The following is a 13124-nucleotide window of genomic DNA, read 5'->3' on the forward strand; positions in this document are numbered from 1 at the left end:
TTAATTTTCCGCTAATGTTGCCGCTACATTTTTTCCAGCTGGCTTTATTTCAGTTGTATCTTCGGCTTGTTTCGCCCGTTTAATAAAGAATGAGAGAATCAACGCAACTGCCGCAATCCCAACTGTCACGAAGAAAGCATCGTTGATCCCTTCTAACATGGCTTTCATCAACACTTGCTGCTTCATTTCGGCAATTACCTCAGGTGTAGGCTGCTTCGTCAAATGAGCCATCGCTGCCTTCCCGAGTTCAGTAGCATGTGTTGTTGTTCGATTTGTCATAACCGTAACCAACAATGCCGTACCAATGGCGCCGGAAACCTGCGACATTGTACTGTTCATTGCAGTCCCATGTGGATAAAAACGAGCAGGTAACTGGTTTAAGCCATTTGTCGTAACTGGCATATTCACCATCGACATCCCAAACATCCTTACTGAGTATAAAATAATCAAGTGTGTGTAGGTTGTATGGAGTGTTAATTGGCTAAAAAAATAACTCGTTATTACAGTAATAATTAAACCAATGATGGCCAATACACGACCACCAAACTTATCAAACAATTTTCCTGTTATCGGCATCATAATCGCCATTATGATCGCACCGGGGAGCATCATTAACCCTGCATCTATTGGCGATATCCCACGAATGGTTTGCACATATATAGGGGTTAGCAGCATCCCGGAAAACATTGCCATCGTAACGACCATTGAAATAACAGACGATAAGGCAAACATAGGGTATTTATAAATCTTGAAATTTAGCATCGGTTTTTCTTGTTTTAATTGACGTAAAATAAACACGACTAATGAAATAACACCAATAATAAGGGTCCCATAAACTTCCGGAGAGTCCCAGCCTTTTTTACCGGCAGAACTAAATCCATATAGGATTCCGCCAAACCCAATGCTTGAAAGCAAAAGTGACAATGAATCAATGCGGATATCCACTTTCTCTTTTTTATCTTTTAATAAGAAGAAGCCAAGCAACAAAACGACAATCGCAATTGGCGTGACAAAATGAAATAGCATTCTCCAGTCATAATGTTCAATTAACCAGCCGGATAATGTTGGTCCTATAGAAGGGGCAAACATAAGAACTAAGCCAAATACCCCCATAGCTGCTCCCCTTTTCTCCACAGGGAAACTAACTAACATAACATTCATTAATAACGGCATTAAGATGGCTGACCCCGCACCTTGAATCATCCTGCCTGCTAAAAGAATAGGAAACACGTGGGCAAAGCCTGCAAGTATGGTACCGATTGTAAATAACCCCATTGCGGTTAAAAAGAGCTGTCTAACTGAATATTTTTGTATTAAAAATGCTGTAGCAGGAATCAGTATTCCGTTTACTAGCATAAATCCTGTCGCCAGCCATTGGACGGTCGATGCTTCAACCTTCAAGTCCTTCATAATGGAAGGCAAGGCAATGTTTAATAATGTGTTGTTTAACATGGCGATAAATGCGCCAACCATTAGAACTGCAAGAATGCCATACGGCGGACGATTGGTTTGTTTTATCGTTTGATCCATTGATTTTCCCCCTTATAAACTAATAGTCCATTTTTTTATACTGCTGTTTCATGCTTACATAATAATATACTGTCAGTTTTATTTTTGCAATCAAAAATTAACTACAAATTTATTCCACATTAGTAGGCAGTAAGATCGCCACTGAATGTTGTTTGACTAAATGAGTTTGTATCGGGACGAAAATTAAGGTAGTATTATTTTATACAAGGGGTACAAAACAAATTAAAGGTGATTATATGTACAATCGGAAACAGCACGTCATTAAAATGGCACATCAATTATTTATCGAAAAAGGCTTCCAGGCCACTTCGATTCAGGACATTTTAGATTATAGCGGGATTTCGAAAGGAACCTTTTATAATTACTTTTCATCTAAGAATGAGTTATTAATTGGCATCTATAAATCGATTTATAAGAAGCTGGAAAATAATCGAAATGAGTTACTAGTTGGCCAAGATCCCGCAAATATCGAGATTTTCATTAAACAACTTGAACTGCAAATGATTACAAATAGAAAAAACAAGCTAATTGCGATTTTTGAAGAAGTAATGGCTTCCAATGATACTGACCTTAAACAATTCATCCAGAGGAGTCGATTGAATTCACTTCGTTGGTTATATGGGAGATTCATCGACCTTTTTGGCGAGGATAAAAAACCATACCTATTAGATTGTGCCATCATGTTTCAAGGGATGTTACAGTATAATGTTCAATATAATCGAATGGCCTATAAAACAGGTGAAAAAATCAGCCCAGTGGTCCGATATAGTGTTAGTCGATTGGTGAAAATGGTTCAAGAGGTGTCCGAATCAGGTGATCAATTGCTCGAACCGGAGCTTTTGGAAGAATGGCTCCCAAGCTGTTCAAAAAATAATCACAGGTTTAAAAATCAACTTCTCCTATTGTCCGGATCCTTCCGGAAGGCGATTTCAAAAAATTTACCTACTGAAGCTGAACAAGAGAAATATATTGAACTGTTAGAATTTATCCAAGATGAATTGCTGCATTCAAATAACCCGCGTAAATTTTTGGTTGAATGCGCTCTTTCTACTATGAATCGTCATTCTTTTTGGAAGAAAGATCTTAATCTGTTAGAAGAATTAGCAGAAAATTATTTTCGTCAATTAGATGAAATTGAAAAAAGCCCTAACCTATGAAGGTTAAGGTTTTTTTCAAAAGAAAAGAAAGTAAAAATTTTGACTTTGAGAATTGTCCAGCTTCAGCGCCCTAGCGGCTAGTGTCCTTCGCTCTCCGCCCTACGATAAGTCAACATCGAATCGCCTCCGGCTCTTCGTGTTTCCTTTATCTCAGTTGGAGCGCTCCAGGCCATACGCCTCTGACCAGGGCGCTTCCGCTTTTCTTAATTGATCATTTATTCTTGTTTCAAAAAGGTGCTTGGCATGACGACTGCAATGACCTCACCACGTGCACAAAGGCTATCATTGGCAAAAACTTCCGTTTCTACTTTAAACTTTTTCGGATGAATTTCATGTACAGTTCCTATTGCTTTTAGAGGCACTCCGTGTGGGGTGGGCTTCAAAAAGTTTACGTTCAATGATGCAGTCACAAAGCGTGGAGGCTCTGCCCCATCACCGGGTTCATGACCATTTTTTCGATGCAATGTGAGCGCTGCAGAACCTGTTCCGTGGCAATCGATTAATGAGGCAACTAGCCCGCCATAAACAAAACCCGGCAATGCTAAGTGCTCTGGTTCAGGTAAATACATCGTCACCGGGTGCTCCCCTTGCCACCCTGTTCGAAAATGATGACCATCTTCATTTAATCGTCCGCAGCCATAACACCAGGCAAAATCATCAGGATACACATCTTGGATGGCATTAACAACCATTTCTCCCACAATAAACTCCCCCTTTTTCAGAAAAGTATAACATATTTAGTTTCATATGATAATATTTAGTAGTACGAAATATTAAGGAGGAGAGTTGATGGATAAAATGGTTGAAAAACGCCTCACACGCCCAGAGGTCCCCGAAGAACTGACGTGGAACCTGGATGATTTATTCCCATCTGAAGAAGCGTGGGAAGCTGAATTAGATGCGATTGACCAAGAAATATTACTGTTTACCAGATTTAAAGGTACATTACATAGTGGTTCAAAAGCATTAGTAGATTGCTTGTGTGCACAGGAGCAGCTTTTGATGAGAATCATTAAAGCATTCACATTTGCGAGCTTGAAACAATCCGCAGATGGGACAGATCCTCTTAATCAGGCGAATTTAGCAAGATTATCTGCCTTACGCACAAAAAGTATCGCTGAATTATCGTTTATTGATTCCGAGATTCTTGCCCTTGAAGATGGCATTATTGAAAAATTCCTAGAAGTAGAACCTGGACTTGTGGACTTCCGGAAAAATTTACTTGAGCTTCTGGAAAAGAAAAAGCATAAGTTATCACCTGAAACAGAAGAAGCACTAGCTTCACTCGGCGAACTGCAAGGGGCTCCCTATCAAATCTATCAAATGACAAAGCTGGCTGATATGCAATTCACTCCCATTCAAGATGCTGATGGAAACGAATTACCTGTATCTTTTGCCTTGTTTGAAAACCGTTACGAGTTTTCAGCAGATACTCTTGTCCGGAGAAAGGCATACAACTCTTTCGTTTCATCCATAAAGCAATACAAAAATACCATGGCGGCAACGTATGCTGCTGAGGTAAATAAACAGGTTACCCTTGCCCGCTTACGTAAGTATGAGTCTGTCACCCACATGCTTCTTGAACCGCATCAGGTGACTCTTGAAATGTACAACAACCAAATTGATACCATCTTCACAGAATTGGCGCCGCATATGCGCCGCTTTGCCCAATTAAAGAAAAAGGTTTTAGGACTTGAGCAAATGCTTTTCTGTGATTTAAAAGCACCATTGGATCCGAATTTTAACCCGAAAACCACCTATGAAGAAGCGAGTCAAGTAATCTTAGAATCTTTAAAAGTTATGGGACCAGAGTACTGTGAAATCATTGAAAGAGGTTTTAACGAACGATGGGTTGATCTTGCAGATAATGTCGGGAAATCAACTGGTGCCTTCTGTTCCAGTCCATATGGCTCCCACCCTTACATTCTCATTACCTGGCAGGATAATATGCGTGGGTGTTTCACCCTTGCACATGAATTTGGTCATGCTGGGCATTTCTATTTAGCGAATAAAAATCAGCGGATCATGAATGTCCGTCCATCGATGTATTTTGTCGAAGCACCGTCGACAATGAATGAAATGTTATTAGGTCAGCATTTGCTTGCCAAAAATGATGATCAGAAAATGCGACGCTGGGTCATCATACAACTGCTCGGTACCTATTATCACAACTTTGTCACACATTTGCTCGAAGCCGAATATCAGCGCAGGGTCTATGCCCTTGCGGAGGAAGGTAACGCCCTTACAGCCAAAACATTAACGGAGGTAACCGGTGCGGTTCTTTCCGAATTCTGGGGAGACACCGTTGAAATCGATGAAGGGGCAAGCCTAACCTGGATGCGCCAGCCGCATTATTATATGGGATTGTACCCATACACCTACTCTGCAGGCTTAACCGTATCTACAGCTGTTGCCCAAATGATTCAGGAAGAAGGGCAGCCTGCCGTTGATAGATGGCTTGAGGTGCTCCGTGCCGGTGGAACGATGAAGCCGATTGAACTTTTAAAACATGCAGGTGTGGATATGTCGAAACCAGAGCCGATTAGAAAAGCGGTTTCCTATGTCGGTTCCCTTATTGATGAGTTAGAGCGTTCATATAAGTAATGATCGTGTGAAGATGGAGGAGGTCTAATTTGAGACCTCCTCCTCTTTTTTCATTCCTACTGGTTAATAAAAATAACTTTTGAAAAACCAACACCACCATTCAGTGAAACTTTTCCAAATAGTATCCGTATACTTACCAGAGTGAAATGCAGGACAAAGTTGAAAGGGAGATTTTTATGGGAAATATATTTTTATTTACGCTGATTATAGGGTTGGCTTCTGCTCTCATCCTTTTACCGTTTTATAAGAATGATCAGCTAAGTCCAAAAGAGAGTAAACAATTAAAGACGGGTGTTATCATAGCAGTTGTAGTCATTCTCATGCCTGCAGTCTTCGCTTTCTATTATTTCAGTAATTTTGATAGAAACTTCTCTACATTATGGCCGTTAGTGATACTTCTTGCTTTAGGAGGAGCCGTTCTTTCTAAAGGGACGGAAAGAAAAATAAAAGGATTGCTCTTTTTAGTAAGTCTCATCGCAAGTGGGTATTTCTTAACCGCCTTTATGTTTAATGCCGGAGAAAAATATGAAATGGCGAAAATGGATCAAAAAGTGGAAATCAAGACCTTCGATGAAACTGAAACACCAGCAAGTGTTCCGCCACAATTTGCTAGAAATAAAATGAAAAAAGCATTCGGCCAAGTCCCGAATACTAGCTATTACGAACTTGGAAATTTACAAATTCAGAAGGTAAATGGAGAATATGTGTATATTGCGCCTGTAGAATTCTCAGGATTTTTTAAATGGTGGAAGGGTGAACAGACACCAGGCTATTTTTCCTTAAGTGCAACCGATTCGTCTGCAAATCCTAAATTCATCAAATCAGAAATGGTTTACACCCCTTCTTCCTTCTTTAATAAAAATATTGAGCGGCATATCCGGATGAAATATCCGCAGAAGATTTTCTATGGAGACGTCCAATTAGAAATTGATGAAAAGGGAAAACCGTTTTATATCCGTTCTTATGGGAAATTTATTTCCGCACGTAATGGATTCGATGTTAAAGGTATTGTTGTAGTAGATTCGAAGAATGGTAAAACGAAAGACTATCCTTTAGCATCTGTCCCGGATTTTATTGATGGCGCTGTATCACCTGAAGTGGTCAGTCTGCAAAACAGCTACTTTGGGAACTTTATCCATGGATATTGGAATAGCAAATTCGGAAAATCCGATGTCAAGCTTCCTTCAGATGAAGGGACGGAAGCAAATGTTAGCCCGATTTTTGATGAAAAAGGTGTCATGTATTACTTCACCGATTTCACCAGTCCAAAAGAAGGCGTAGACTCTATGCTGGGCTACTCTTTGACAAACTCAAGAACAGGTAAGGCGACATACTATACCGGCAACCCGGATCAGTCTTATATGGATTCGCAAGGCGCTTTGCAAATCATCGAGAAGAAATTCATCGAAAAGAAATGGCATGGCCAAATGCCGATTCTCTACAACTTTTATGGAGAGGCAAGCTGGTTAACACCTGTGATGGATTCCAACGGATTTTTGCAAAATTACTTTATCGTCTCGGCAGCAAATCCGGAAATTTCCGTTTATGGGGTCACACCAAATGATGCTCTAAAACAATATAAGACGGCCTTGCAAAGAGGAAAAGGTACGGTCGACGGCAGCTCTAAGGCCGAAGAAAAGCAAATAACCGGAACAGTCCTAAGGGTCTATAAAGAAAAGTCCGGAGATTTCACCATTGTTTCATTCCTATTAGACAACCATAAGAATTATCTGATTTCATCCGAAAAAGTCCCATTAGCCATTTATCTAAAAGAAGGTGACCAGGTTACCGTTCGCTATTTGGAAACAGGCGAAGAATTCCTTCCTGCAAAAGACCTTGAAATCGAAGGGTTAAAATAAGGCTTGAAAATCAGTGTCAAGCACCTACCAAAAAGCACTAGTCCACCTGAGGTGGACTAGTGTCTTTTTATGGTGCCTGACACCCTTGTCGAACCTAATTCCCTTTTGCAATCAGGCTTTGATAGGCTGCTGATGTTCTCACTTCAACTGTTAATTTTCCTTTGCCATATATAGTTTTAATGATAAATGGAACACCGATGGTATTTTGAAAGCGAAAATCCGGTCCGCCGTATGAAACAGTCGCATCCCGCCCTGCCGGTACATAGCCGACAGACAAGGAGTGGTGATGCTTTTCAACATAATTAACACCTATTTGATCAACAGCATTAAACAAGGTTGAAGAAGTTTGACAAATACCACCGCCGATTCCATCGACTAATTGCTTATTAACAATCTCTTTAGCTGGTTGATACCCATGTTCAACGTCACTAGGGCCAACAGTTGTATTAAAGGAGAAAATATCCTGAGTTCCAACAATAATATTATCAATGGCTTGTGCCGATAGCTCAATATTTTTTGATCGGCCCACCACCCCGATATTAAAGTAAGTCGTGAAGGATGAAAGGACTACCTCACTTAAATGGGCAACATCTTCAGGTTTATAGCCGCTTTCGGTCACAACCAGCGGAAGTTCGACATCACCACCCGTGATGGATGCCGTCATTACTCTTTCCACTAATTCGGCTTCATCTAGAATAATCTGAGACATTCCTTTAATGACCTGACCATTTGCATCAATCTTATCAAGCACCATACGCTGGTCATATCCGGTTATAGTTTCTGTTCCCCTCGCTAACTCCTTCGCCCATTTTTCCATTTCTTTTTTATATGTTTCTGGATCTGTCTCAAATCCTAAATCTACCGGTAAAAAAGATTTTAAAATGTTTTTCGTATTCGGGTCAATGACTTTTACGACAATTGGTTTTTGTTCTTCTACCTTTGGGGGTTCCGGCGGCTTTTGATTCGGCTTCTCCTGTGGTTCGGTAACCTTCCCATCTTGAGAGGTTTCTTTAGCCGTCTTTTCTGAACACCCCGCCAGTCCTATTAAACTACCAATTAATAAAATGGAAACTGCCCATGTCCGTTTAACCATTTCCCACAACTTCTCCTCTTTCTCTTTATTCTTTGATGTCCGACCCTTTTACTGTGGATATTCGATCGGAATGACTCTCATTCACCCATTTTATGCCTTTCAACATGTCTATATTACAGGGCGATCACAAAAATTAAAGGAAAGTTACAAAGCATTAGAAAAGCGCAAGCGCCCTGGTCAGCGGCGTATGGCCTCCTCGAAAAAGCTAACGCTTTTTCTTCGTGCGATGCTTATGCTGTCGAAGAATTCCTTGTGGAGCGCTCCAACTGAGATAAAGGAAACACGGAGAGCTTCTACTATTACCCCACTTTTTCCATAGACTTAATAACATTTGCCTTGGAATATGGCGGTTCATTTTTTCTATAAGCGTACCAATAAGCCATCGCGATAAAAATGGTGCCGCCAACAGCATTTCCTAAAAATACCGGAATAAAATTACCTACATATTCAAGCCAGGTAAAATGGCCGGCGAAGATCGCTGCAGGGATAACGAACATATTTGCGACAACATGTTGGAATCCGATAGCTACAAAGGTCATCGTCGGAAACCAAATGCCGGCAACTTTTCCGGCGATATCATTTGCGCCGTAAGAAAGCCACACGGCCGCCGCAACAAGCCAATTACAGCCAATCCCGGAAATAAATGCTTGGATAAACGATGCTTCAAGCTTGTGCTCTGCGATACTTATTGTCTTCGTAAGGTAAGGTGCTGTTTCAGTTAGTCCCACAAGATGGCCGAAAAAGTAGGCAACAAAAATAGCGCCAGCAAAGTTACTGACCGAAACAAGGAACCAATTAAAGAATACTTGCCTGGTGCTGACCTTGTTCGCCATCCTTGCCAGTGGCACAGCCATCATATTCCCCGTTAACAATTCCCCGCCTGCAAGTAAGGTAAGGATAAGGCCGATTGGAAACACGGATGCACCAATCAAACTGCTTAATCCCTCTAAATTAGGTGATAATGTCGCCGTCACACGAATGAACAACAAGTATCCTAATGCAATGAATGCACCTGCTTCAAAACCTAATATCAACGTTTGTCCAGTTGGATATTTTACCTTTTTAACTCCATTTCCAACAGTTATTTCTAAAATTTCTTCGGGTTTACTGTACCCCATACGATTACTCCTTTTTACAAAAACTTTTGTTTGTGAGACATTTAACATACTTCTATTTTATAGGAATTTATCCCACATTCTTGTGAACTTTTTTTAACTATTTCATTGAAGGAATTTTACAAACAAAATAACGCAAAATTGACTTGGTATTTAGCTGCTAAAAACTGCTGTTTATTGTTTGTAGTAGTGTGAATTTCGACAAAATTCTACATTAATCAAACCACTTAACCGTCTTTCGTTACAAAGTATGTTATACTATATATAATGAACAGATTTAATAGAGCCAACATATAGATAATAGGTTCAAAAAGGCCATGTCAATATAGTTTTGGTCCTAACATAAACTGCCTTTTGATGAACTTGCGATTGCGAAAGAAATAATTGTAGAAAAGGTGTTAAATATGGAAAATTCAATTGAAACAGTTTATTTCTTAGAGAACCCAGAGAAAAATATTATTAAATTTGCAACAGGCACACAGCTGCGCTATGAGGATGTCATAAAAGAGGTTTTTGGTGTGGCATGTATCAATGATTTACACATGATGCTTCAATATAACAAAAGTTTTCAGACGAGCATATGTAATAGCTATGGAATCAGCGAAAAAAAGATTACCCTGGATAAAATTATACGGATTGCCTCTAAAACAGATATGCTTCGATTAAAAAAACAACTGCTTGAACAACAAAAAAACAGCATAAATGTAATGCAACTTGAAGAAGAATATTCAATCGAGCGCCCGTTTGATTCCATAATAAAACTCCAAGAAGGCCTATACCAATGGGATGACGCCAATTTCTCCTACAACGCTGTTACAAATGGTGCCTGACACCCTTTCTTTTATTTTGATAGTGATAATAAAATAAAATAGTTACCCTTTTCAGCAAACGAAAAAGACTACCCGCACTAATAATGCTGGGTAGTCTTTTTCGTTTGCTACTTAAACATTCAACCTATTTACGTTTTTTCTTCTGATCCTTAGAAGATGTCATTTTTCCTAATAAAAATGCCCCTGCTGCAACACCGATAATGGTGTTGGTTTTTTTGTTAAAAACTTGCTTTGCAACAAGATTTAAATTTTGCGGTCTTTCTGCCAGACGTCTCATGAAATATCCGTACCAGTCATTTCCAAATGGAACATAGGTGCAGAAGTTATATCCTTCACTTGCTAATTTTAGCTGCATGTCTTTCCTAAAACCATAAAGCATTTGGAATTCGTATTTTTCTTTAGAAATATTGTTGCGTTTAACAAATTCCTTCACATGATTAATAATTCTATGGTCATGTGTAGCAATAGAAGTAAATTTACCGTTTAGCAAATGCCATTCAATTAGCTTAATATAATTGGCATCGATATCTTTCTTGTCTTGGTAAGCGATTTCTTCTGATTCTTTATACGCACCCTTTACAAGACGAATCCGGTAATTTTTATATCTTTCAACGGATTCCAGTGCATTATGGAAATAAGCTTGAATAACAGTTCCAACATTATCATACTCAAGCGAGAGGTCATCCAATAAATTAAAGGTAAGCTCTAAATGTTTGAAATCCTCCATATCGATATTGATAAACATATCATATTGGCTCGCTTTATCAACAATCTCTCTTACATTGTTCAAGCAAAAAGAATAATCGATATCCAACCCCACTTGAGTTGGTTTTAATGAAATATGGGCATCTACTTGATTCTCGTGAATCGCCTCAATGACCTGTAGAATTTGTTCTTTCGCCGCTGTTGCTTCTTCTTCTTTAAAAACGAACTCTCCTAAGTTATCGACAGTACAAGAGATTCCGTGGGCGTTCAGTTCTTTAATACTTTTGATTACTTCTGGTATATTCGTACCTGCAACGACGCTTTGCGCCCCCATTTTTAACCCATACTTTTTAGCAGCACTATTAAGAAATTGATTTTGGGATAAGCCCATAAATAGATCTTTCAACATAAGCAATTTACTCCTTGCTGTAGGTTTTTATCATCATTATAGCATACGCTTTCAATAAAATTTATTTTGAGAATTTTCGGAAATAAAGTTTCTGAAACCATACAAATAGTAGAGTTTATCGAGTGAATTTAACCAGTACTAACCACATCAATATTATCTCCATTTACATAAAAAATGAGCCCGCTCCTTTTAAAAAGAATGGGCTCATTAGCATGTTACTTATATTAGGAAGGGTGTCAGGCACCATTAAAAAGCACCATTAGTTCTCAGCTAATTTTGTTGCGGCTTTTTTGTCGGAAGCTTTTGATGTGCTTCCTCCTTTTTGTTCATCTTCAGCTTGTTTGGATCGCTTGATGAAGAGCGCAAGAACTAAGGCCACGGCAGCAAGAAAGGCAGCAATTAGAAAGGAGAAATTGATTCCATTCAGTGTCGCTTGCATCATAATATGCTGTTTCATTTCCGCAAGTGCTGCCGGGGTGGGCTTGCCTGTTAAATGTTTCATGGCTTCTTGGCCCAATTCCTTCGCCTGTGATTCTGCACGATTGGACATGATGGTTACCATTAATGCGGTACCAATAGCACCGGCAACTTGGTTTAAAGTATTGTTCATCGCCGTACCATGCGGGTAGAAGCTTCTTGGCAATTGATTTAGACCATTTGTCGAAACCGGCATCATTACCATTGACATTCCTAGTGCACGGACTGAGTACAAAATAATTAGGTGTGTATAGCTGGTATCAAGTGTTAATTTACTAAAACCATAAGTCGTTACTACGATAATCGTTAATCCAGTTACAGCAAGAATTCTTCCACCTATTTTATCAAATAATTTTCCTGTAATTGGTGACATGAATGCCATCAAAATTGCCCCTGGCATCAGCATTAGTCCCGCGTCCATCGGCGAGATGCCCCGAAGGTTTTGAACATAGATAGGAAGCAGCAGCATTCCGGAAAACAACGCCATGTTTACAACCATTGCAATGACAGATGACAAAGCAAACATTGGATATTTATAGACCCCGAAATTTAATAATGGCTGTTCTATCTTAAACTGACGCAAAATAAACACGAACAATGAAATAATACCTACTATTATTGTTCCGTATACTAGTGGGCTGTCCCAGCCCTTACTTCCTGCAGAACTAAAACCATATAAAATACCGCCAAAGCCGATACTTGATAAAAGAAGCGACAAGAAATCAAGGCGGATATCCACTTTTTCCTTTTTGTCTTTTAATAGGAATACACCTAATAATATTACGACAATCGCAATTGGTGTTACAAAGTGGAAAAGCATTCTCCAGTCATAATGTTCAATGATCCAGCCTGATAATGTCGGACCAATTGCTGGAGCAAACATCAAAATCAGGCCAAAAACACCCATTGCGGCTCCCCTTTTTTCAATTGGGAAAGCTACTAGCATCACATTCATTAACAGCGGCATCAAAATAGCTGAGCCTGCAGCCTGCAGCATCCTTCCTGCTAAAAGAATCGGAAAAACATGAGCAAATCCTGCAAGAACCGTCCCTGCAGTAAATAAAACCATTGCGGCTAAGAAAATATGCCGCACAGAAAACTTTTGAATTAAGAATGCGCTAGCTGGGATTAAGATCCCATTTACTAGCATAAACCCTGTAGTCAACCACTGAACCGTGGATGCTTCAACATTCAAGTCCTTCATAATGGAAGGAAGGGCAATGTTTAATAACGTATTGTTTAAAAATGAAATAAATGCACCGATCATCAATACGGCAATAATTCCGTATGGCGGACGATCGTGCTTTTTTATGGAATGATCCATTATAGTTCCCCCCTGGACGTT

At 39.5% G+C, this 13124-nt stretch carries 10 protein-coding genes; 4 read left to right on the forward strand and 6 right to left on the reverse strand.

From position 1 onward, the window contains the following. On the reverse strand, nucleotides 1-1530 hold the full coding sequence (locus ACIQXV_RS09515; protein ID WP_402958161.1) for a DHA2 family efflux MFS transporter permease subunit: 1530 nt from the start codon (nucleotides 1528-1530) through the stop codon (nucleotides 1-3). Between the two features lie 236 nt (nucleotides 1531-1766). On the opposite strand from ACIQXV_RS09515, the gene ACIQXV_RS09520 reads away from it, so the two are divergent. Further along, the gene (locus ACIQXV_RS09520) at nucleotides 1767-2687 is read left to right on the forward strand and encodes a TetR/AcrR family transcriptional regulator (protein WP_402958163.1); all 921 of its coding nucleotides are present in this window, start codon (nucleotides 1767-1769) and stop codon (nucleotides 2685-2687) included. Nucleotides 2688-2902: 215 nt separating this feature from the next. Here the strand turns inward: ACIQXV_RS09520 and ACIQXV_RS09525 are convergent, their stop codons facing one another. Then, nucleotides 2903-3379 carry a PaaI family thioesterase gene (locus ACIQXV_RS09525; RefSeq protein WP_402958277.1) on the reverse strand — a complete coding sequence of 159 codons (477 nt, stop codon included), beginning with the start codon at nucleotides 3377-3379 and terminating at the stop codon, nucleotides 2903-2905. 97 nt (nucleotides 3380-3476) lie between these two features. Here ACIQXV_RS09525 and pepF point away from each other — a divergent pair, with 97 nt between their 5' ends. Further along, nucleotides 3477-5291: an oligoendopeptidase F gene (gene pepF / locus ACIQXV_RS09530; protein WP_402958165.1), complete on the forward strand. Its 1815-nt coding sequence runs from the start codon at nucleotides 3477-3479 to the stop codon at nucleotides 5289-5291. Between the two features lie 176 nt (nucleotides 5292-5467). Beyond that, nucleotides 5468-7150 (forward strand): hypothetical protein, encoded by a 1683-nt coding sequence (locus ACIQXV_RS09535; RefSeq protein WP_402958167.1) that lies wholly within the window; start codon nucleotides 5468-5470, stop codon nucleotides 7148-7150. Between the two features lie 94 nt (nucleotides 7151-7244). Here ACIQXV_RS09535 and ACIQXV_RS09540 read toward each other — a convergent pair whose 3' ends face one another. Both ACIQXV_RS09540 and ACIQXV_RS09545 read right to left on the reverse strand, forming a co-directional pair. Further along, a complete protein-coding gene (locus ACIQXV_RS09540) occupies nucleotides 7245-8243 on the reverse strand; it encodes a VanW family protein (protein ID WP_402958168.1) in 999 nt (332 codons plus the stop codon). A gap of 299 nt (nucleotides 8244-8542) precedes the next feature. Continuing rightward, nucleotides 8543-9361, reverse strand: coding sequence for a formate/nitrite transporter family protein (locus ACIQXV_RS09545; RefSeq protein WP_402958170.1), 819 nt, complete (start codon nucleotides 9359-9361; stop codon nucleotides 8543-8545). Nucleotides 9362-9762: 401 nt separating this feature from the next. Between ACIQXV_RS09545 and ACIQXV_RS09550 the strand changes: the two genes are divergently transcribed. Further along, nucleotides 9763-10188: a hypothetical protein gene (locus tag ACIQXV_RS09550; RefSeq protein ID WP_402958172.1), complete on the forward strand. Its 426-nt coding sequence runs from the start codon at nucleotides 9763-9765 to the stop codon at nucleotides 10186-10188. A 124-nt stretch (nucleotides 10189-10312) separates the two neighbouring features. Here the strand turns inward: ACIQXV_RS09550 and ACIQXV_RS09555 are convergent, their stop codons facing one another. Together ACIQXV_RS09555 and ACIQXV_RS09560 are read right to left on the reverse strand one after the other, a co-directional pair. Continuing rightward, nucleotides 10313-11302, reverse strand: a complete 990-nt coding sequence (locus tag ACIQXV_RS09555) for a proline dehydrogenase family protein (RefSeq protein WP_402958174.1) — start codon at nucleotides 11300-11302, stop codon at nucleotides 10313-10315. A gap of 259 nt (nucleotides 11303-11561) precedes the next feature. Next, a complete protein-coding gene (locus ACIQXV_RS09560; protein ID WP_402958176.1) occupies nucleotides 11562-13103 on the reverse strand; it encodes a DHA2 family efflux MFS transporter permease subunit in 1542 nt (513 codons plus the stop codon). Nucleotides 13104-13124: the final 21 nt, after the last annotated feature.

The organism is Neobacillus sp. NPDC097160, assembly GCF_044762155.1.
In the GTDB taxonomy this organism is placed as follows: Bacteria; Bacillota; Bacilli; order Bacillales; family Cytobacillaceae; genus Neobacillus.

Coding starts and splice junctions, on each gene's coding strand:
- ACIQXV_RS09540 (WP_402958168.1), bottom strand. CDS start 8,243: ATGGTTAAACGGACATGGGCAGTTTCCATTTTATTAATTGGTAGTTTA.
- ACIQXV_RS09520 (WP_402958163.1), top strand. CDS start 1,767: ATGTACAATCGGAAACAGCACGTCATTAAAATGGCACATCAATTATTT.
- ACIQXV_RS09550 (WP_402958172.1), top strand. CDS start 9,763: ATGGAAAATTCAATTGAAACAGTTTATTTCTTAGAGAACCCAGAGAAA.
- ACIQXV_RS09545 (WP_402958170.1), bottom strand. CDS start 9,361: ATGGGGTACAGTAAACCCGAAGAAATTTTAGAAATAACTGTTGGAAAT.
- ACIQXV_RS09535 (WP_402958167.1), top strand. CDS start 5,468: ATGGGAAATATATTTTTATTTACGCTGATTATAGGGTTGGCTTCTGCT.
- ACIQXV_RS09515 (WP_402958161.1), bottom strand. CDS start 1,530: ATGGATCAAACGATAAAACAAACCAATCGTCCGCCGTATGGCATTCTT.
- ACIQXV_RS09525 (WP_402958277.1), bottom strand. CDS start 3,379: ATGGTTGTTAATGCCATCCAAGATGTGTATCCTGATGATTTTGCCTGG.
- ACIQXV_RS09560 (WP_402958176.1), bottom strand. CDS start 13,103: ATGGATCATTCCATAAAAAAGCACGATCGTCCGCCATACGGAATTATT.
- pepF (WP_402958165.1), top strand. CDS start 3,477: ATGGATAAAATGGTTGAAAAACGCCTCACACGCCCAGAGGTCCCCGAA.
- ACIQXV_RS09555 (WP_402958174.1), bottom strand. CDS start 11,302: ATGTTGAAAGATCTATTTATGGGCTTATCCCAAAATCAATTTCTTAAT.